Origin of the sequence: Alteromonas oceanisediminis (assembly GCF_018474025.1) — a bacterium.
GTDB classification, from domain to species: Bacteria; Pseudomonadota; Gammaproteobacteria; order Enterobacterales; family Alteromonadaceae; genus Alteromonas_E; species Alteromonas_E oceanisediminis.
This window is the reverse complement of record NZ_JAHCTA010000009.1, coordinates 17,719-36,390: the sequence shown is the minus strand read 5'-3', so window position 1 is coordinate 36,390 and position 18,672 is coordinate 17,719. Positions and strand designations below refer to the sequence as shown.

Sequence of the window (18,672 nt, the reverse complement as noted above, 5' to 3'; positions counted from 1 at the left end):
GTTCTATCACGCTCGTTTACACTGAGGTCGCTTTGTTCAAAATCACAACACCCGCTACCGACGAACAATTTCAGGCTTATTTTCAGTTTCGTTGGGAAGTCCTTAGAAAGCCATGGAACTATCCACCCGGCTCTGAGAAAGATGAGTATGAAACCGTCAGCGAACATCGCATGCTGCTTGACGAGGAAGGCAATATTGTGGCTTGTGGAAGAGTTCATCTGAATACGTCTGAGGAAGCACAGGTTCGGCATATCGCGGTCTCTGCTGAACATCAACGTCAAGGCCTCGGGCAAATGATTGTGTCAGCCTTGGAAGATGTTGCTCGCTCTTTAGGCGCCGAACGAGCCATCACAAACAGTCGTGAAACCTCTATCGCGTTTTTCCAAAGCTGCGGTTTTGAAGTGGAAGCGGAAGCACCCAATGAGCTCAATAGTTTAAAGCGCTCTCAAATGGTGAAACCACTGACCGACAACAATGTTTTGATGCGCCACCCTAAATGGTGTCAAGAACTACAGTCTATCTGGCATGATACGATACCGATCAGTGACCACATGGGTATAAAAATCTACCGATATACCGGTCGGACATTTGAAACCCGTGCTTCACTGAATAAGAACATCAACATTCACGGTACCATGTTTGCCGGTAGTATTTTTTCCCTTGCCACACTGACCGGATGGGGGATCATTCACCTGATGTTGAAAGAGCAAGGACTGCTGGGCGATATTGTATTAGGTGACGGCGATATTCATTACCACAAACCGATCACGCGCCAACCTCGAGCCATTTGCATTGTCGATGCAATTACGGGTAGCGTCGACAACCTACGCCGAAATAAGAAAGCGGTCCTCAAGCTTCAGGTGGATATACTAGACAACGATACCCCTGTTGCAGAATTCAAAGGTGTGTTTTGGGTATTACCGGTCAACGCTAAATGATAGCGAGAGGCCTATTACTTATCGTTGCCCTGAGTTACAGCGTAATGGCAGGCGCACAAAATGTGCAAACCATCGTGCTCTCTCGACATTTTGAAAAAGTTGACGCTGATACTGATGGTAAGGCCTTTGCCGACCCCGCACTCACTGCACGCGGCCAACAGCAGGCGCTGGCGTTAGCGAGTTTATTGGAACCATTGAGTATTGAGCGGATATTCAGTACAGACTATCTTCGTACTCGCCAAAGTGCTGCGCCAACCGCCAAATCGCTGGGATTGCCGGTAGAGATTTACGACCCTCGTCAACCTGAGTCGTTAGTCGAGCAGCTTCGGACTGACCAACAAAACAGCCTCATCTTAGGCCACAGTAATACCATTCCTGCACTCGTTGAAAAACTCGGTGGCTCAGCAATGCTGCTTGCAGAAAAGGATTATGGGGTTGTCTTTATCATTAAGATCGACTGGGATGTGTCGGGAGATACCCCTTCGAAAACCTCAGTGGTATCATCGCTTGAGCAACTAACAGTCGACTGAATCACCGCTTGCGGTTATTTAGAAAACAAAAAACCGGCGATGAAGCCGGTTTTTTAACACTAAAAGTACGCTTTTCTACTAAGCAACCATTGCTGCCTGTAGTTTCTTCATGGCGTTCTTTTCAATTTGTCTCACGCGCTCGGCAGATACTTGATACTTATCAGCCAAATCTTGCAACGTGGTTTTGTCGTCTGATAACCAACGCGTCTCAATAATTTCCTGACTGCGTGAATCCAACGTTCTTATGGCTGAATACAAACGCTTAGAGGCACGTTGATCCCAATTACTATCAATAACGTCTTGCTCAACATCAGCAGATTTATCTTCCAGAAACTGAACCGGTGCAAAGCTGCCGCTTTCATCATCGTCAGCAGACAAATCAAACGCCTGATCCTGACTACTCATTCGGGCTTCCATCTGCAACACTTCTTTAGTGCTTACACCAAGCTCTTGAGCCACTTTCTGAACTTCGTCATGGGTAAACCAGCCCAAACGCTTTTTCGCCTTGCGTAAATTGAAGAACAATTTGCGCTGAGCCTTTGTGGTTGCCACTTTAACAATACGCCAGTTTTTCAGAACGAATTCGTGTATTTCAGCTTTGATCCAATGCACAGCAAAAGACACTAAGCGGACTCCAACAGTGGGGTCGAATCGTTTGACGGCTTTCATCAACCCAATATTACCCTCTTGGATTAAATCAGCTTGGGGTAAGCCATATCCAGAGTAAGACTTGGCAATGTGCACCACAAAACGTAGGTGTGACATCACCAATTTTCTGGCAGCACCGAGATCATCTTCATCACGAAGACGCTGGGCTAAGGCTTGCTCCTCTTCAGCGGTCAACATATTGATCCCACTGACAGCTTGAATGTAGCTTTCTATGCTACCACTGCGAGGAACAGCTAATGCTAAAGACTGCATTTTTGTACTCATTTGTTACCTCTATCCATCCAGAAATTGTACCAAAGGCAGTTAAATTTAGCCAATGGCCTCAGGCGTTAATCGAGTAAATTTCTGAGCCGTTAATCTTATCTGTTACCCAAAGTAACACAGAATGGCGCAAGACTAACGGTCGCATCAGAAATATAATATCATTCTATGTAATATCAAGACCCATGATTCAAATAAAAAGTTTCATTCTTGTCTCTAACAATTCGACTATTTTTTGGGCATAATACGTTGCCTTTTGTACGTTAACCTTTGAGATAACGATCGCATGTTCGCATATATTGCTCGACAGCCTATATTTGATACTGAGCAGAACGTGATTGCCTACGAACTGCTATTCAGAGACAGCGAAAAAAATTGCTTTCCTGATATCTCCGCCGATGAAGCCACGTCTAAAATTCTGACATCAAGCCATCTATCGTTGGGCATTGAAGAAATTTGCAGCAACAAAACGGCTTTTATTAATTTCCACAAAGACACGCTGTTGTATCGTTTTCCGACCTCATTAGACGCAAATGCGGTTGTCATCGAAATACTTGAAACCATTGAAGTGACCAAAGAACTGGTGTCTGCCTGCCGCCATATTAGAAATCTTGGCTACAAACTCGCTTTGGATGATTACGATTTCGATCCGAAATGGGACGTGTTCCTGCCATTTGTCGATATCGTTAAAGTCGACATTCAGGAGTGCCCGCTAGCGACCACAGAGCAGCATATTCATAAGTTGAAAGAGCATAAGGTGAAGTTGGTCGCCGAAAAAGTTGAAACGCTGAATGAATTTCATACCTATCGCGAACTGGGTTTTGACTATTTTCAAGGCTATTATCTTGCCCGCCCAGAAGTGGTAAAACACAAGCAACTAGGTGCTTCTAAGTTGTCTTTGTTGGAACTGGTTTCTGTCAGCTCTTCGCACAACTTCGATTACGATAAGGTGAATGAGGTTCTGCAGCGCGACGTGGGGCTTTCTTTTATGTTGCTGCGCTTTATTAATAACCCGTTCTTTAACAAGCGTAACCGCATCAATTCACTTCGCCACGCGCTGACTTACATGGGTGAAGTGGAAGTTAAAAAATTTATTGCGCTATTGGCATTAGCTAATTTAAGCGACGGCAAGCCGCATGAATTAATGCACATGTCGCTGGTACGGGCGAAATTTTGTGAACTCCTGTCGATTAAGTTGAATCAACATGAAAACCCACCAACTGGGTTTTTAACGGGATTATTTTCCCTGCTCGACAGTATTTTGGAGCAAACCATGCCGAGCTTGGTTGAAAAGCTGCCCGTGGTCGACGATGTCAAACAGGCCCTGCGCGGAGAACCCAACGTTTTGCACGAGTGCGTTGTAGTTTCTCGTGCCTTTGAATCCGGCAATTGGCCAGCAATTGAAAAATTCTCAATAAAATATAAAGTGGATAAAAACGTGATCCACAGTTTCTATAATGAAGCTATTAAGTGGGGTCATGCCATGCAGATGAGTGCACTAAACCAATGAAACTCTGTAGGTTACAACGCCTAGCAGCTATCAATTCCCTAAGGACAGGATACTAATATGTTCGCCTTTATCGCGCGCCAGCCCATTTTGGACAAAGAAAAAGATGTATACGCTTATGAACTTATGTTTCGCGATGGGCAAGAAGGCTCGTATCCTGAACATGATGAAAAAAAATCAGCGTATATTGCTCAGCATTTTCATGCGCTGGGGCTAGACGATATCAGTGGGGATAAAAAGTCATTCATTAGCTTTACACCCGAAAAACTGATTACCGGGCTGCCATCCGATTTAGATCCTGATCGCATTGTGATTGAACTTAACCGTGACCCGTCGGGCGATGCAGGCTTGATGGATGCGTGCAAACACATCAAAAATTTAGGCTTTCAGTTAGCGCTGGATGATCCGCAGTTTTTAAATCGACAAGCCGCGTTGGTACCGCTTGTTGATATTGTCAAAGTAGATTTGCACGCTATTCGCCTTGAAGTCCTGGAATCTCAGTTGCCTCGTTTGGCTGATGCGTCTGTGGATTTAATCGCTGAACACATTAACACCTATGATGATTTTGCCAATTCGCAATCGCTCGGCTTTCAATTCTTTCAGGGCTATTTCTTTTCGCAGCCAGAGGCGCGCCTACAACGAGACCTGCCTGCGAATAAACTGACATTAATTGATTTGATGGGCGAAAGTAGCAATGAGCTGTTCAATTTTGAACGCATCAATGAAATTATTGAACGCGATGCGGCGTTGTCTTATCTGCTACTACGTTTTATCAATAACCCACTGATCAACAAGCGGTATAAGATCAGTTCGCTACGGCATGCTCTGAATTACATGGGCGAAGTTGAAATCAAAAAATTCATCGCCTTGCTGTCATTGGCAACCTTAAGCGATGAAAAGCCCCTTGAATTAACCCATATGTCGCTAGTGCGCGCTAAATTCTTTGACTTGCTCTCACAACGCAGAGCGTTTAGAAGCAACCCACCGGTGGGATTTCTGATTGGCTTGTTCTCGTTATTGGATGCACTACTGGATCAAGACATTGCTGACATACTTCACCAGCTTCCACTGTCTGATGAAGTGAACCAAGGCTTACTCGGTCAAAGTGCGGAGTTTAACCCGTATTTTATTGCTGTACGCGCGTTTGAAAGTGGCTTGTGGCTCAATGTCATTAAAGTGGCAAAACAGCTTGAGATCGATCAAAAAGAACTTCACGGACTCTACAATCAAGCCATTGTATGGGGTAATGGCGTGCGCCAGACGTTATCGTCTAACTTTCCGAAAAAGCTCGTAAGGCCGGAAAAAAGCGCCTAAATCTTTATTTTGGTTCGATTTGTTTTACGTGGCGTTGAACTGAAATAAACGATCCCAGCAAACCCAACAAAATTGACACACCCAACATAACCACCAGCGCCTGCGCATCAAGGCTGGTAATGTTGAATTGCTTTTGATACAACTCGGCAAAGCGCTCAATACTCGCGTCCATCCACCACAATATGGCGAGTACAGCGAACCACGCGATCAGGCCGCCTAATAAACCAAACCAAAATCCGGTGTACAAAAATGGCCTATGAATAAACGCATCCGTCGCGCCCACTAATTTCATCACAAGAATTTCGTCGTGCTTGCTAAGAATATTTAAGCGAATAGTATTGCCGATAATCAACACGACAGCCAAAAAGAGCAACAAACCAATAAAGGTGACTAATTCACGTGCCACATTCACCAACGCGTACAAGCGTTCCAGCCACTCTATGTCTAGCTTACCGATATCAACTTCGCGCTCTTTGAGCAACTTATCGAGTAAAAGCTGAGCCGCTGTCGGACTAGAGTGCATCGTGGTAGGCGTGACCAAGATCACATCGGGAATGGGATTTTCATCCAAATACGCAATCGCATCACCGAGCCCGGAAAGCTTTTCAAACTCGATTAGCGCTTCATCTTTGGGAATAAACACCACGCTGTCTATTTCATCGAAGACGGATAGTTTGTTCACCAGTTGCTGCGACTGTTGTTGGGACACCGTAGGTTTTAGAAACAGTGATATTTCTGAGGCTTGTTGCCAGCCCTCACTCAGCTTTTCGACATTCGCGACTAAAATATACAAGGTGCTGGGCAAGGTGATGCTTAAGCCCAATACGCCAATGGTCATCAGCGACGCTACCGGTTGCCGCCATAGCTCACCTAAACTATGCACAGCCTGACGCAAATGATTGACAAAAAACATTAGAAATCGTTGCGAGAAGTTCACTTTCGCGCTGCGCGCTCCGCCGGTATCTCGTTCCTTAAAGAGCAAGCTCACGCGTCAATCTCCCCGTCACTCTCAGTCAAGCCATCCGTAATCATCTGGCCGTTCTTCAATGTCAGTGTGCGGTACCGCATGCGAGCAATTAGCCCTAGGTCATGCGTTGCGATCAACACCGATACACCGGCCTGATTAAAATCTTCGAATAAGCGTATGATTTCCATAGATAACTTCGGGTCTAGATTACCTGTGGGTTCGTCTGCCAACAGTAATGGTGGCTTGTTAACCACCGCTCGAGCGATACCAACACGTTGTTGCTCTCCGCCGGATAGCGCCATTGGCAACTGACGCTGCTTGTCGGCTAGGCCCACCATTTCCAGTGCGGCATCCACGCGTTTGTGAATTTGTTTGTGTGAATAGCCCTCGATGACCAATGGCAAACTCACATTGTCGAACACGGTTTTATCCATCAGGAGGTGATGGTTTTGAAAGATCATACCGATGTCGCGGCGTATATAAGCCACTTGGTTGCGCGAAATTTTACTGAGGTCATGCCCGTTAATGAAGATTTTACCCACTGTGGGGCGCTCCATGATGCTGATAAGCTTAAGTAGCGTGCTTTTACCTGCGCCTGAATGCCCTGTTAAAAAGCCCATCTCAGCTTGTTTGAGATGGAAGCTGACTTTTTGCAGTGCTCGCTGGCCACCAGCGTAGGTTTTACTTACTTGGGCGAACTTGATCATAATTTCAGTTTACCTTATCAGCGCGCTACTCGATGTTTTCGTTTTCGGCAAACAACGCGTCGATGAATTCACCGCTATCAAACCGACGGAGATCGTCTATCCCTTCTCCCACGCCGATGTACCGGATGGGAATGTTAAACTGGTCCGCTATCGCGAAAATCACACCACCTTTGGCAGTACCATCCAGTTTGGTCAACGTTATACCCGTTAGCCCAACCGCTTGATTGAAAAGCTTGGCTTGGCTAATCGCGTTTTGCCCAGTGCCCGCATCCAGCGCAAGCATCACTTCATGCGGTGCGTCAGGATTGATCTTTTTCATCACGCGAACCACTTTTTTCAACTCTTCCATCAAGTTATCTTTGTTCTGCAATCGCCCAGCCGTATCTGCAATTAACACATCAATGTTTCTGGATTTCGCTGACTGAAGTGCATCGAACAGAACTGATGCGCTATCTGCGCCGGTATGCTGGGCGATAACCGGAATATTATTGCGCTCACCCCACACTTCCAACTGCTCAACGGCCGCGGCTCGGAATGTGTCTCCAGCAGCTAACATCACCTTTTTACCTTGCTGTTGGTACTGCTTAGCAAGCTTACCGATGGTAGTGGTTTTACCTACACCGTTCACACCCACCATTAATATTACAAAAGGCCCAGTGTCAGTGTTCAGCGATAAGGGTTGCTCTACCTGCTGCAACATGTCTCGTAGTTGCTCTTTAAGCAAGCTGTACAGCGCCTCGCCATCTTTTAATTGTGATAGCTTAGCCTTTTCAGTCAGGTTCTTAATGATTTTTGTCGTTGTGTCCATGCCCAAATCAGCGACAAGCAATTGAGTTTCTAAATCTTCATAAAGTTCGTCGTCTATGGTTTTACCGCGAAATAAAGCGACAAAGCCGGTGCCAATATTTTGCTTAGTACGCGACAAACCCGCCTTTAAACGTTCAAAAAATTTAGGCTTCGGTGCTGGTGATTCGGGCTGCGCGGGCAGCTCTGGCTCTGCAACCGGTTCGGCGTGGGCGTTGTTCGGCTCGCTTGGCAGTGAGGCGGTATCTTCCGGCTTCTTTTCGACACTGGGTGTTGTTGGTTTATTCTTCTCTTTACTAAACCAATCCAAAAATTTCGACATTTAATCGCGTTTCCATCTCTACGTGGGTGCCAGTTTCAGCTAAACTGGCAGCATTCATTGTACTAACTATATCATTGACCGACCGCATGAAGCGAGATACAAAAATGCCGCAACGGCAGCGCAGCAAACGCTCCGCCCAAGCTCAACAAAAAGGCAGTATCCGGATTATCTCTGGTCAGTGGCGAGGACGAAAGCTACCCGTGCTCAGTGCGCAAGGTTTGCGCCCGACTACCGACAGTACCAAAGAAACGCTATTTAACTGGTTGATGCACGATGTCTACGATGCAAACTGTTTAGACTTGTTTGCCGGGAGCGGCGGGCTGGGGTTTGAGGCGCTGTCGCGGGGTGCTGCCTCAGTTACAATGGTGGAACAGTACCCGCCGGGCGCAGCTCAGCTCCGTGAGAACGCACAGCAACTTAAGCTGAGTAGCGAACAGCTTGAGGTTGTTCAGGGCGATGCGCTACGCTATCTGAGCGCGTGCCAGCGCGCCTTCAATATTATCTTTCTTGATCCTCCGTTTGAACAGAATCTGCTACAACCCGCCCTTGATGCTATTTTCAGTGCCGGATTGCTAGCGACTGATGGCCTTATTTATATCGAAGCTGAAAAGGCGCTGGATTTCGATGCAAGTCACTATCCTCTCGCGCTGAAAAAGCAGAAAAGCACGCACCAAGTGACTTACTCGTTGTGGTCAAGCAGAATCGGCTAGAGCCTTCTATTGTCAAGCCTCCAGCCTAAAACGGTTAAGACGATTTTTGGTACGACCAGTAGATTTTTTAACCGCTTTGCGTATAATGCGCACGTCTTTTATATTGAATAAGCCGAGTATTATGTTCAATCTTTTCGCAAAACCCGTTCGACTCCTCACTTCAGTGACAGCGCTGTCACTATTTATCATAACGCCTGCATTGGCGGCTGTGATCAGTTTTGACAATATCAGTGACGCTAATGCCATCGTATTTGGCGACTTCGTGGGCAAATACAATGACTCACAAGGTTCATTGATTGTTGGCGGTAACGCAACATTAACGGGCTACACGGTTGGCACCCTGAATCAAGCTGACAAACGAGCGCTCACGGTGAGTGGTAATCTTGATTTAGTGGGCGGCGATGTGAATGGACTGGCTTATGTTGGCGGCACTGCGTCAGTGAGTAACACCAATGCGCTGCGTGCAGCACCAGAGATGGGCATCGCTTCTCAAGCGCATTTTATTTCACTGTCTGAATCACTGAGTGTTGCAAATAATGCCAATGCAAATGCTAAGTGGAGTCAGTTGACGCTGCAAAGCGCCGCGTTCCAAGACACGTTGATTGCACATATTTCGCCGAGCCAGTTTAGCGATTTCACGTCCGTGTTTACTGCGCCGGAACAGCTTGGTTCCAGAATCGTTCTCAACATCAGTGGCAATGATATTACCATGGGCGCCAAAGACTGGTTGCTCAAAACCACTAGCTGGTTACAGCACGATGCGTCCAATGTTCTGTTTAATTTCTATGAGGCGACGTCATTAACCATCAATACATCGCTGTATGGTTCGGTTTTAGCGCCGAATGCCGATGTTTTCGGTACTGGGGGTATGATCAATGGTCAGTTCATTGCCAATAGTTTTACGACGGGGATCAACGGTGGCACGCAACTAAACTATGCACCATTCAACGCAGATGACACACCACCGCTTGACATAAAACAGGTCAGCGAACCCCATGCCGCCGCGCTATTATTGCTCGGGCTGGGTGCATTGTTGATAGGTCGATTCAAACGCTCTAACGTATAATAGTGACCTGAGCCCTAGTCCCTTTAGGGCTCTATCCCAATATTGCTGGCGCCGTCATGGTGTGCCAGTTGTTGAAGTTGCTCAACCGAGGGCAAATCGCGTTTGGGCACGTTAAGCACAGCCAACAACTGCTGCTGAAAGTCGACTTCACGCTGCATTAAAGGATGCGCTTTAATCGCCTCATTACTGAGATCGTCACCTTCGGTGGCCAGAATGACCAGTTCAACACTGCCTTGCGACAGTTTACTCACAACAACCGCACCTGCATCCTCTTCTTTTGCCAGTAGGTTAAGTGTTGCTACCATACTCATCGCACAATCAATGGCGGGGTAAACACCGAAATTATCGTGATCTGCACTGTGTGGTGAAATTAATTCAACTTTTTCTCGCAGTAACGCCATATTGGTCGTGATCTTCTTTCCGCTGATAAGTGCCTGATAAGCCAGCCAAACCTGCGCCAATGCTTTGGACATCTGACTCTCATCGTCGATTGATGCCACTTCACAAAACAATTTAAAATTGGGCAGTTGACGTTCAAGCATCGTTGCACAAAACCCGACTGCCGCAGCGAGTGGAAGCTCTCTTACCTGTGCAAAAACGGTTAACTTCTGATTCATCGTGCTAACTCCGAGGCGTGAATTATGTAGGCGCTAACGCCGTCCAGTAACATCTGAATGGCAATCATGATCAGGATCATTCCCATAAGGCGCTCCATCGCGTTCAGCCCGCGCTCGCCTAATAGTTTGTGAAATAACCCGGAGAACATCAGTATAAGGGCAGAAACTAACCATGCAGCACCTAGCGCAAGCGACCAATCGAGCATGCGTGTTGGATCTTGATTGCTTAACAAAATGAGTGCTGCAAGCGTACTGGGGCCCGCGATCATGGGAATAGCCAAAGGTACGATAAAAGGTTCATCGCCCACCGCTAACCCTGTTACGCCACCCGGCGTGGGGAAAATCATACGCAGGCCTATTAAAAATAGGATAACCCCACCGGCAATACGCACGGTCTCCTGACCTACGTTAAGGAAATTGAGTACCGCTTGGCCTGAAAACAGAAAAATAAACAAAATCGCCAGTGCGATGAGCAGCTCTCTGATTAATATAATCCGGCGTCGCTTTGGCTCTATCATTTTTAGCACAGACATAAACACCGGCAGATTGCCTAGCGGATCCATGATCAAAAACAGCATGATCGCAGCCGATAGCGTATCCATAAACATTCCTCGGTGACGTGCCTGCACAACAGCAGCATAAATTTATTTGGCGCGCATTATAGCGAAAATTACCGATACGGTTTACATTAATGAACTAAACCTTAAAAACAAATGATAGAGGTAAAGTCATGAGTCTTATGAATGTCAGCGAAGTTGCTGAATACCTGGGCGTGCAAGAAATTCGTGTTGAACGACTGGAACGTGAAAGCTTGCTAATAGCAAAAGAAAAGGACGGTAATGACAAACCCCTCTTTGCCCGCGAAGATGTTGAACGTTATAAACAGCTAGCTGAACGCCTCGGCGGTATCTAACCTTCAAGCGACTCAAAGTAAGAATGCGAACCGCTTATGCAGTTCGCATGACGACGCTCTACAAATCCACCAGCGCGCGTGCGATTGTGCGGATCCCTTGGCCCGTCGCGCCGGCAGGCATGGTACTTGTCGCACTGCCATTGTAGGCAGCTGCCAGATCCAAATGCGCCCACCCCTGACCATTGCGATCAACAAATCGTGAAAGGAAACCTGCCGCATTTGACGCACCACCGGCTCCACCGCCTTTAACCGCCCGGCTGTTTGCTGTATCAGCAAAGTTAGAGGGGCACTTTTCTTGATGCCAAGTTGCCAAGGGCAATGGCCAGGTCAATTCATGTTCTGAAGCTGCACAGTCGAGCATTTTCTGGCGCAATGCATCATCTAACGTAAACAGCGCATTGTAGTCGTTCCCGACAGCCGCGACGGCCGCCCCCGTTAACGTGGCGGCATCGATGATAAGCGGTGCTTGTGTTTCGCTCGCAGCCAACAAGCCATCTGCCAGAACCAAACGCCCCTCCGCGTCAGTATTTACGATCTCAACAGTGAGCCCGTTTTTGTACGTCAATATGTCGCCCAGTTTGTAAGCGTGGCCACTGATTAAGTTCTCAGCACAGCATAAGTACAGCTTGACGCGCTTCGCAAGCCCTCGTGAAATAGCGAGCCCAAGCCCACCCACGACGGTGGCAGCTCCGCCCATGTCACACTTCATGTCCAACATGCCCTGACTGGACTTAATACTGTAACCGCCTGAGTCGAAAGTAATACCTTTGCCCACCAACGCAGCGTCTACTGGCGCGTCAGCGTTCCCGGTAGGATTATAATCCAGCTCTAGCATGACGGGTGGACGCTCGCTGCCGCGACCGACGTTATAAATACCTGTCCATCCAGCTTGCTGTAATTCATCACCTACGATAAAACGGGTTGACGTATGCTCCGGCGCCAGCGATGACAGCCACTCTGCTGATGCATTGGCCAAATACTCAGGGCTCATAACTTCAGGTGTTTCATTGATTAGCTCACGTGTAAACATGAGAGCTGCAAGCCGTTTTTCTAAATCGGCCTTGTCGGCATTATCGCAAAAATGCACCTTGGTCTGGCTCTTTGCTGACAGAAAACTGCTCACGAAAGCCCACTGTTGTTCACTCATCCAGTCGCCTTCAAGCGCAATGGCAGTCAGGGCGTTACTTTCAAGTAAGCGTGCCGCTTTTTGTATCTCCCGAGAACTTAACTTATTTGCTTCTATGTGTATGGTTGCGCCCTTGCTGTCATAGGACAGTATGGCTTTATCACTCCACGCCCCAGAGGCAGGCTGATGTGAAAGTCGTAAACTAAAAACCGACATGATGATTCCTTTTTGATAATCTGTGGCTGTACTCTACCAAACCCACACAGGGAATCCATGCATTTCAAAGCGCCGTTACTGCGCGGCACGTTAATAAAACGCTACAAACGCTTCTTCGCTGATGTCGAGCTTACTGATGGTACGGTTGTCACTGCGCATTGCCCCAACACGGGCGCGATGACCCATTGCGCAGAACCGGGTTTTACCGCGTATGTAAGCGAATCGACTAATCCGAAACGAAAGCTGAAATACACGTGGGAACTGGCGCAAAACCATAAAAAAGAATGGATTGGTATTAATACGCATCGTGCTAACAAATTAGTCGAAGAGGCGTTGTTGGCGCGGCACATTGAGCCACTCGCCGGTTTTGCTCAGGTGCGCAGAGAAGTTAGGCCGCAAGGCGCTCAGTCACGTTTTGACTTTCTCTTGTCTGAACCTGTCGCTGACGCTTTACCGAAAGCATGTATCGTCGAGGTTAAGTCAGTGACGTTGAATGAAAACGGGGTGGGTTACTTCCCCGATGCCGTCACCGCGCGTGGTGCCCGGCATTGCCTTGAGCTTGCTGAATTTGCGACAGAGGAAACCGCATGTACACTGGTCTTTTGCGTTCAGCACAGTGGCGTGAAAGAGGTTAACGTGGCCAAACATATCGACCCCAACTACGCCGATGCATTGAGGCACGCGATGGACTCCGGTGTCAATGTGATTGCATTGGGTTGCACAATCGACGATAAAAAAATGTTTATAAATCAAACCCTCAACACCGTTTTTTGAAAAAGCGGTTGATTTTTGCTGAGACAGCGCCATATTTGCCGCTTGATTTTTGAATGTAGTCAGCGCTAATTTACATAGCCTGCATTGAATTAAGCGCGGCGGCCTGCCATTAACACCATCATGGCCCGCCGATAAAGACTGGGCTGGTACACACGTCACATCAGCGCCGGTCCTTTCTGGGAGAAGTGTCAAATGCCAACAACAAAAGAAAACAAACCGTTGGGCTTGCTAGCACTGGCAGGGTTGGAACCCTATCAAGAGTCTGCTAACGAAGAGTACATGAATGACAAACAAATGGAGCATTTCCGTTTGATTTTACGCGCATGGCGCGATCAGCTTCGTCAAGAAGTGGACCGCACCGTTACTCATATGAAAGACGAAGCGGCAAATTTTCCTGATCCTGTTGACCGTGCAGCACAAGAAGAAGAGTTCAGTCTTGAATTACGCACACGCGACCGTGAGCGCAAGTTGATTAAGAAAATCGAGAAAACACTTAAACGCATCGAAGATGATGATTTTGGATTTTGCGACTCTTGCGGCATCGAAATCGGTATTCGTCGTCTTGAGGCGCGCCCCACGGCTGATTTGTGTATCGATTGCAAAACCATGGCTGAGATAAAAGAGAAACAGCTTCAGGGTTAGTATGCCATGTCGCGCGCTGACGCTGGCATAAATACAGGTTCAAACTATGTGGGGCGGTTTGCCCCATCGCCCTCGGGGCCCCTGCACTTTGGATCACTCACCACTGCACTTGGTAGCTACCTTCACGCAAAGCAGCGCCGCGGAAAGTGGTTGCTGCGGATTGAAGATATCGACCACCCGCGATCGGTTCCCGGTGCAGACGAGCAGATCAAAACGTGTCTGCTCGCACATGGTCTTGAGTGGGACGGCGAAGTCCGCTATCAATCTCATCACCATGACGATTATGCAGCCGCACTGACAAAACTCGATGCGCACCTTTATGAATGTGATTGCACTCGGGCATCTATTCGCCAAAATCAAGGAATTCACGATCCGGCCTGCCGCAATCGAGCGCCACAAAACATGCCGTTTGCATTGCGCTTTCTCAACCAATCGCCACGTTCTACTTTCACAGATGAATTGCAGGGCAGCGTTGACGTGGCTCACTCACTCGCATCAGAAGATTTTGTGTTAAAACGCCGCGACGGACTTTATGCCTATCATCTTGCCGTGGTTTGCGATGATATTTTACAAGGCGTGACGCATATTGTGCGCGGTGCTGACCTTATCGACACCACCTTCTGTCACTTGGCACTCTACGAAGCCTTGAACCATACACCACCGTCCTATCTTCACTTACCCGTGATGAGCACGTCTGCACAGCAAAAACTGAGCAAGCAAAACCATGCCCCTGCGGTTGATCATCGCCATGCAAAACAGAATCTTATTCACGCGTTGCTCCAACTCGGGATCACCTGCCCCAAAACGCTGTGCAATGATTCGGTACAGGCTATTTTGCAATGGGCGCTTGAGCATGTTGACTTCGCTAAAATCCCGCGCGTGCGCGAAGTGATTGTTCCTAAGGGCTAAGCAGCTTATTATACGCAGTTATCACAGATAATTTGTGGCGAAGGAGCCAACGCTTATCATCTCAAAAGTATTCAATAAAATGCGCAACGCTATTCGATCCGAAAGCAGTGCATTGCGGACTGCGCAAAATAACCAGATCCAGCGCGTTGTCATCCCCCGCGCTGAGCATCCGGTTAGCCGCACCGACATCAGTGATAATGCACTTAAAGTGTTACACCGGTTGAACGATGCTGGTTTCGACGCTTATCTCGTAGGCGGCTGTGTACGAGATATTATGCTTGGTCAGCAACCTAAAGATTTCGATGTGGTCACCAATGCTACGCCAGAAGAAATTAAAGCCCAATTTCGCAATTGCCGACTTATAGGCCGCCGTTTCCGCTTGGCGCATATCCTGTTTGGGCGCGAAATCATCGAGGTGGCTACGTTTCGTGGCCATCATGGCGCCGACGAGAAGCCCACCGAACTGGGCCGCAGTAGTGATGAAGGGCAACTCACGCGAGATAACGTTTTCGGTAGCATCAATGAAGATGCTGAGAGACGGGATTTCACGTTCAATGCCATGTACTACAGTGCCGCCGATTTCAGCGTAAGTGACTTCGCCAACGGCGTGCAGGCAATAAAGCGTCGCGAAGTAGAGCTCATAGGCGATCCTGAAACGCGCTATCGCGAAGACCCAGTAAGAATGTTACGCGCCGTACGATTTGCTGCAAAGTTGAATATGAAAATAACGCCGCGAACGGGCGATCCGATCCATACGCTCTCCGGTCTGCTTAGTAATATTCCTGCGGCGCGTTTATTCGAAGAATACCTAAAGCTGTTTTTGTCTGGCAATGCCCTCAAAACCTTTGAGTTAATGCAACACTATGGGTTGCTCACACCACTATTCCCTCAATTAAAAGACAGCTTAAGCAAACCAGACAGCCGCGAATATCAACTGATAGAACAGGTACTGATCAACACGGATAACCGTATTAATAATGAGCAACGGGTCACTCCAGCCTTCCTATTAGCGGCTTTTTTGTGGTATCCGCTTGAGGAACATTCCCAGCGCTTAATCACCGAATCAGGTCTGCAACCACACGATGCATTTTTACTCGCCATGAGTGATGTGCTCGGCAAGCAAACCCAACGTATTATGATCCCCAAGCGGTTCAGTACGGCCATGCGTGAGATTTGGCAGCTCCAGTGGCGACTGCCTAAACGCTATGGTCGCAGGGCATCGCAACTGCTTGAGCATCCTCGTTTTCGTGCTGCGTATGATTTTTTATTACTACGCGGTGAAATAGAAGGGGGCGATACGTTAGAAGTTGCACAGTGGTGGACGGCATATCAAGACGCTAGCCCGGACGCTCGCCGAAAAATGGCCAACAGCGGTGGCAAAGGAGGGGCTTCACGTCGCCGTCCTAGACGCCCTAGAAAGGCAAAGAAACCCGATGCATGAGCAAGTATTTATTGGTCTGGGCAGCAACTTGCAGCATCCCAATTTTGGCTCGCCACAGGCTCAAATTGAACGCGCAATTAAGATTCTTGCTGCTCAGGAGCAGTTGACGGTCATATCCGTCTCATCGATTTATGCCAGCGCGCCGATGGGGCCTCCCGATCAGCCAGATTACGCCAATGCCGTTGCACAGCTGAATTGCGCAGCCAGCGCCGATGAGTTACTCGATTTGTTGCAGCGCATTGAGTTAGATTTTGGGCGTGAGCGAAAACAAGAACGTTGGGGGCCCAGAACACTTGATCTGGACATATTGCTGTTTGACCAACAAATGATCCACAGTCAGCGACTTACCGTGCCGCATTACGGGATGGCCGAACGTGAATTTGTTCTCGTGCCATTGTACGAATTGGCTCCCGACATGGTCATGCCCGACGGCCGCCCAATAGCTGCGTGGGTTGCGCAATGCTCGCTCAAAGGATTAAAGCGTGTAAAGTCACTCCATAAGGATACCAGTAATGCAGAGGAATTGAGTTCATGAAAGCAAAATCGATTGCCGACATTCAGGCAAAAAAGGCAAATGACGAAAAGATAAGTGCGCTTACAGCTTATGATGCCAGCTTTGCTCAATTATTTGATCAGGAAGGTATCGATATCATTCTGATTGGCGATTCTCTGGGAATGGTACTTCAGGGTCAGCCCGATACGCTCGGTGTTAGCATTGACGACATTAGCTACCATACGCGCAGCGTAAGACGAGGCGTAACTCAGGCGATGGTTGTCGCTGATATGCCCTTTATGAGTTACGCGACTCCAGAGCAAACTTACCAGAATGCCGCCAAGTTAATGGCAAATGGCGCGAGTATGGTTAAATTAGAGGGCGGCGACTGGTTAACCGAGACGATTGCAGGTCTCAAAGTGCGTGGCGTTCCGGTGTGTGGGCATTTGGGGCTAACCCCCCAGTCGGTGCACGTGCTGGGCGGGTTCAAAGTTCAGGGTAGGCAGGCAGCGCAGGCTGATGAGCTGGTCGAATCAGCGATTGCTTTGGAACAAGCCGGTGCACAGATGTTAGTGCTTGAATGTGTACCAGTCGCATTAGGTAAGCGCGTTGCAGATGCGCTAACCATCCCTGTTATCGGTATAGGTGCGGGTGTGCATTGCGACGGTCAAATACTGGTTATGCATGATATGTTGGGAGTCAGTGCCAATTACATGCCGAAGTTTTCCAAAAATTATCTGGCTGATTGCGGCGACGTGCGTCAAGCGGTTAGAAACTTCATCGACGAAGTGACTCACCAAACCTTTCCTGGCGAACAGCATAGTTTCAACTAAGATCTGACCTATGAAAATTATTGAAGACATCATGGCGATGCGTGAGCAGCGCCGGAAATGGCAATTGAATGGCGATGTTATCGCCTTTGTACCGACGATGGGCAATCTACACAAAGGCCACTTGAAGTTGGTTGAACACGCGCAGCGTCATGCTGATGTGGTCGTAGTCTCGATCTTTGTAAACCCATTGCAATTTGGACCGGATGAAGACTTGGACGCCTATCCGCGCACCCTTAAGAATGACTTCGACCAGCTCGAGGCAATGGGTGTTGACGTGGTGTTTACACCGCTCGCCAGCGATATTTATTCGCGTGGCTTGGAGCAGCAAACCTTCGTTGAAGTGCCTGGATTGTCATACATGATTTGTGGTGCGAGTCGACCCGGCCACTTTCGGGGGGTTGCTACCATCGTGTGTAAGCTATTTAATATGGTACAGCCGAATAAAGCTTATTTCGGTGAAAAAGATTTTCAGCAACTACAAGTCATCAAAGCCATGGTGACTGATCTCTCGATGAATCTTGAGATCCACGGTGTACCGACTGAACGCGAAAGTGACGGGCTGGCGATGAGCTCACGCAACGGCTATCTCACCACAGAACAACGTCAAATTGCGCCCCAGCTGTTTGCCTGTATCTCTGAGATGGCAGACCACATCATTCAGGGACGAAGAGACTTTTCATTGCTTATCTCACAGGTCAAAGCAGAGCTTGTTGATGCGGGTTTTAAGCCGGATTACATCGAAGTTCGCGCCGCCAACAGCCTGCTCCAGCCCGGCCACGAAGATTATGACTTGGTCATTCTTGCCGCGGCATTTTTAGGAAAAACGCGGCTAATCGATAATGTTCAAATTAGGCTGTAGTTTAGCCTAGGGTCTGTTGTTCTTTCATATCATGCAACGTAGAGGTCCCAATAG

20 protein-coding genes and 1 pseudogene are annotated in these 18,672 nt (G+C 48.1%); 14 read left to right on the top strand and 7 right to left on the bottom strand.

What is annotated here, in order from left to right; all coding sequences use genetic code 11:
* Positions 1-32: 32 nt before the first annotated feature.
* Together KIU71_RS14865 and KIU71_RS14860 are read left to right on the top strand one after the other, a co-directional pair.
* Entirely contained in the window at positions 33-938 is a 906-nt protein-coding gene (locus KIU71_RS14865; RefSeq protein WP_214132091.1) for a bifunctional GNAT family N-acetyltransferase/hotdog fold thioesterase, read from the top strand.
* A 44-nt stretch (positions 939-982) separates the two neighbouring features.
* Positions 983-1,468, top strand: coding sequence for a SixA phosphatase family protein (locus tag KIU71_RS14860; RefSeq protein WP_214132090.1), 486 nt, complete (start codon positions 983-985; stop codon positions 1,466-1,468).
* A 78-nt stretch (positions 1,469-1,546) separates the two neighbouring features.
* On the opposite strand, the gene rpoH is transcribed toward KIU71_RS14860, so the two are convergent.
* Positions 1,547-2,401: an RNA polymerase sigma factor RpoH gene (rpoH, locus tag KIU71_RS14855; RefSeq protein WP_214132089.1), complete on the bottom strand. Its 855-nt coding sequence runs from the start codon at positions 2,399-2,401 to the stop codon at positions 1,547-1,549.
* 283 nt (positions 2,402-2,684) lie between these two features.
* Here rpoH and KIU71_RS14850 point away from each other — a divergent pair, with 283 nt between their 5' ends.
* A complete protein-coding gene (locus tag KIU71_RS14850) occupies positions 2,685-3,908 on the top strand; it encodes an EAL and HDOD domain-containing protein (RefSeq protein WP_214132088.1) in 1,224 nt (407 codons plus the stop codon).
* Between the two features lie 57 nt (positions 3,909-3,965).
* Positions 3,966-5,219: an EAL and HDOD domain-containing protein gene (locus tag KIU71_RS14845; RefSeq protein WP_214132087.1), complete on the top strand. Its 1,254-nt coding sequence runs from the start codon at positions 3,966-3,968 to the stop codon at positions 5,217-5,219.
* A gap of 4 nt (positions 5,220-5,223) precedes the next feature.
* Here KIU71_RS14845 and ftsX read toward each other — a convergent pair whose 3' ends face one another.
* From ftsX to ftsY, 3 genes and pseudogenes are all read right to left on the bottom strand, one after another.
* A complete protein-coding gene (ftsX, locus tag KIU71_RS14840) occupies positions 5,224-6,207 on the bottom strand; it encodes a permease-like cell division protein FtsX (protein ID WP_214132086.1) in 984 nt (327 codons plus the stop codon).
* Positions 6,204-6,893 carry a cell division ATP-binding protein FtsE gene (gene ftsE, locus KIU71_RS14835; RefSeq protein WP_214132085.1) on the bottom strand — a complete coding sequence of 230 codons (690 nt, stop codon included), beginning with the start codon at positions 6,891-6,893 and terminating at the stop codon, positions 6,204-6,206. Before ftsE ends, ftsX begins: the two co-directional genes overlap by 4 nt.
* A 25-nt stretch (positions 6,894-6,918) precedes the next feature.
* Positions 6,919-7,896 (bottom strand): annotated as a pseudogene (gene ftsY, locus KIU71_RS14830) (signal recognition particle-docking protein FtsY); the annotation flags it as partial.
* A 209-nt stretch (positions 7,897-8,105) separates the two neighbouring features.
* On the opposite strand from ftsY, the gene rsmD reads away from it, so the two are divergent.
* Both rsmD and KIU71_RS14820 read left to right on the top strand, forming a co-directional pair.
* Positions 8,106-8,729 (top strand): 16S rRNA (guanine(966)-N(2))-methyltransferase RsmD, encoded by a 624-nt coding sequence (gene rsmD, locus KIU71_RS14825; RefSeq protein ID WP_250207542.1) that lies wholly within the window; start codon positions 8,106-8,108, stop codon positions 8,727-8,729.
* 121 nt (positions 8,730-8,850) lie between these two features.
* Positions 8,851-9,795: a choice-of-anchor A family protein gene (locus KIU71_RS14820; RefSeq protein ID WP_214132084.1), complete on the top strand. Its 945-nt coding sequence runs from the start codon at positions 8,851-8,853 to the stop codon at positions 9,793-9,795.
* Positions 9,796-9,818: 23 nt separating this feature from the next.
* Here KIU71_RS14820 and KIU71_RS14815 read toward each other — a convergent pair whose 3' ends face one another.
* The gene (locus KIU71_RS14815) at positions 9,819-10,412 is read right to left on the bottom strand and encodes a DUF416 family protein (RefSeq protein WP_214132083.1); all 594 of its coding nucleotides are present in this window, start codon (positions 10,410-10,412) and stop codon (positions 9,819-9,821) included.
* Complete coding sequence (locus KIU71_RS14810) at positions 10,409-11,014, bottom strand: YhgN family NAAT transporter (protein ID WP_214132082.1); 606 nt, start codon at positions 11,012-11,014, stop codon at positions 10,409-10,411. The genes KIU71_RS14815 and KIU71_RS14810 overlap by 4 nt, the downstream gene beginning before the upstream one ends.
* A 128-nt stretch (positions 11,015-11,142) precedes the next feature.
* Here KIU71_RS14810 and KIU71_RS14805 point away from each other — a divergent pair, with 128 nt between their 5' ends.
* Positions 11,143-11,325, top strand: a complete 183-nt coding sequence (locus KIU71_RS14805) for a helix-turn-helix domain-containing protein (protein ID WP_214132081.1) — start codon at positions 11,143-11,145, stop codon at positions 11,323-11,325.
* A gap of 58 nt (positions 11,326-11,383) precedes the next feature.
* Here KIU71_RS14805 and pepB read toward each other — a convergent pair whose 3' ends face one another.
* The gene (gene pepB / locus KIU71_RS14800) at positions 11,384-12,667 is read right to left on the bottom strand and encodes an aminopeptidase PepB (protein WP_214132080.1); all 1,284 of its coding nucleotides are present in this window, start codon (positions 12,665-12,667) and stop codon (positions 11,384-11,386) included.
* A gap of 57 nt (positions 12,668-12,724) precedes the next feature.
* Between pepB and sfsA the strand changes: the two genes are divergently transcribed.
* From sfsA to panC, 7 genes are all read left to right on the top strand, one after another.
* Positions 12,725-13,441: a DNA/RNA nuclease SfsA gene (gene sfsA / locus KIU71_RS14795; RefSeq protein ID WP_214132079.1), complete on the top strand. Its 717-nt coding sequence runs from the start codon at positions 12,725-12,727 to the stop codon at positions 13,439-13,441.
* A 192-nt stretch (positions 13,442-13,633) separates the two neighbouring features.
* Complete coding sequence (gene dksA / locus KIU71_RS14790; RefSeq protein WP_214132078.1) at positions 13,634-14,083, top strand: RNA polymerase-binding protein DksA; 450 nt, start codon at positions 13,634-13,636, stop codon at positions 14,081-14,083.
* Between the two features lie 6 nt (positions 14,084-14,089).
* On the top strand, positions 14,090-14,992 hold the full coding sequence (gluQRS, locus tag KIU71_RS14785; RefSeq protein ID WP_214132077.1) for a tRNA glutamyl-Q(34) synthetase GluQRS: 903 nt from the start codon (positions 14,090-14,092) through the stop codon (positions 14,990-14,992).
* Positions 14,993-15,143: 151 nt separating this feature from the next.
* On the top strand, positions 15,144-16,433 hold the full coding sequence (pcnB, locus tag KIU71_RS14780) for a polynucleotide adenylyltransferase PcnB (RefSeq protein WP_214132172.1): 1,290 nt from the start codon (positions 15,144-15,146) through the stop codon (positions 16,431-16,433).
* A complete protein-coding gene (folK, locus tag KIU71_RS14775; RefSeq protein ID WP_214132076.1) occupies positions 16,426-16,968 on the top strand; it encodes a 2-amino-4-hydroxy-6-hydroxymethyldihydropteridine diphosphokinase in 543 nt (180 codons plus the stop codon). Before pcnB ends, folK begins: the two co-directional genes overlap by 8 nt.
* The gene (panB, locus tag KIU71_RS14770; RefSeq protein WP_214132075.1) at positions 16,965-17,759 is read left to right on the top strand and encodes a 3-methyl-2-oxobutanoate hydroxymethyltransferase; all 795 of its coding nucleotides are present in this window, start codon (positions 16,965-16,967) and stop codon (positions 17,757-17,759) included. The genes folK and panB overlap by 4 nt, the downstream gene beginning before the upstream one ends.
* 10 nt (positions 17,760-17,769) lie before the next feature.
* Positions 17,770-18,618 (top strand): pantoate--beta-alanine ligase, encoded by an 849-nt coding sequence (gene panC / locus KIU71_RS14765; RefSeq protein WP_214132074.1) that lies wholly within the window; start codon positions 17,770-17,772, stop codon positions 18,616-18,618.
* Positions 18,619-18,672 lie beyond the last annotated feature (54 nt).

Excerpts from the sequence above, each read along its gene's own strand:
- KIU71_RS14820 (WP_214132084.1), top strand. The coding sequence starts at position 8,851 with ATGTTCAATCTTTTCGCAAAACCCGTTCGACTCCTCACTTCAGTGACA.
- KIU71_RS14860 (WP_214132090.1), top strand. The coding sequence starts at position 983 with ATGGCAGGCGCACAAAATGTGCAAACCATCGTGCTCTCTCGACATTTT.
- folK (WP_214132076.1), top strand. The coding sequence starts at position 16,426 with ATGCATGAGCAAGTATTTATTGGTCTGGGCAGCAACTTGCAGCATCCC.
- KIU71_RS14810 (WP_214132082.1), bottom strand. The coding sequence starts at position 11,014 with ATGGATACGCTATCGGCTGCGATCATGCTGTTTTTGATCATGGATCCG.
- KIU71_RS14850 (WP_214132088.1), top strand. The coding sequence starts at position 2,685 with ATGTTCGCATATATTGCTCGACAGCCTATATTTGATACTGAGCAGAAC.
- sfsA (WP_214132079.1), top strand. The coding sequence starts at position 12,725 with ATGCATTTCAAAGCGCCGTTACTGCGCGGCACGTTAATAAAACGCTAC.
- gluQRS (WP_214132077.1), top strand. The coding sequence starts at position 14,090 with ATGTCGCGCGCTGACGCTGGCATAAATACAGGTTCAAACTATGTGGGG.
- rpoH (WP_214132089.1), bottom strand. The coding sequence starts at position 2,401 with ATGAGTACAAAAATGCAGTCTTTAGCATTAGCTGTTCCTCGCAGTGGT.
- panB (WP_214132075.1), top strand. The coding sequence starts at position 16,965 with ATGAAAGCAAAATCGATTGCCGACATTCAGGCAAAAAAGGCAAATGAC.
- KIU71_RS14805 (WP_214132081.1), top strand. The coding sequence starts at position 11,143 with ATGAGTCTTATGAATGTCAGCGAAGTTGCTGAATACCTGGGCGTGCAA.
- KIU71_RS14815 (WP_214132083.1), bottom strand. The coding sequence starts at position 10,412 with ATGAATCAGAAGTTAACCGTTTTTGCACAGGTAAGAGAGCTTCCACTC.
- rsmD (WP_250207542.1), top strand. The coding sequence starts at position 8,106 with ATGAAGCGAGATACAAAAATGCCGCAACGGCAGCGCAGCAAACGCTCC.
- KIU71_RS14845 (WP_214132087.1), top strand. The coding sequence starts at position 3,966 with ATGTTCGCCTTTATCGCGCGCCAGCCCATTTTGGACAAAGAAAAAGAT.
- pepB (WP_214132080.1), bottom strand. The coding sequence starts at position 12,667 with ATGTCGGTTTTTAGTTTACGACTTTCACATCAGCCTGCCTCTGGGGCG.
- panC (WP_214132074.1), top strand. The coding sequence starts at position 17,770 with ATGAAAATTATTGAAGACATCATGGCGATGCGTGAGCAGCGCCGGAAA.
- dksA (WP_214132078.1), top strand. The coding sequence starts at position 13,634 with ATGCCAACAACAAAAGAAAACAAACCGTTGGGCTTGCTAGCACTGGCA.
- ftsE (WP_214132085.1), bottom strand. The coding sequence starts at position 6,893 with ATGATCAAGTTCGCCCAAGTAAGTAAAACCTACGCTGGTGGCCAGCGA.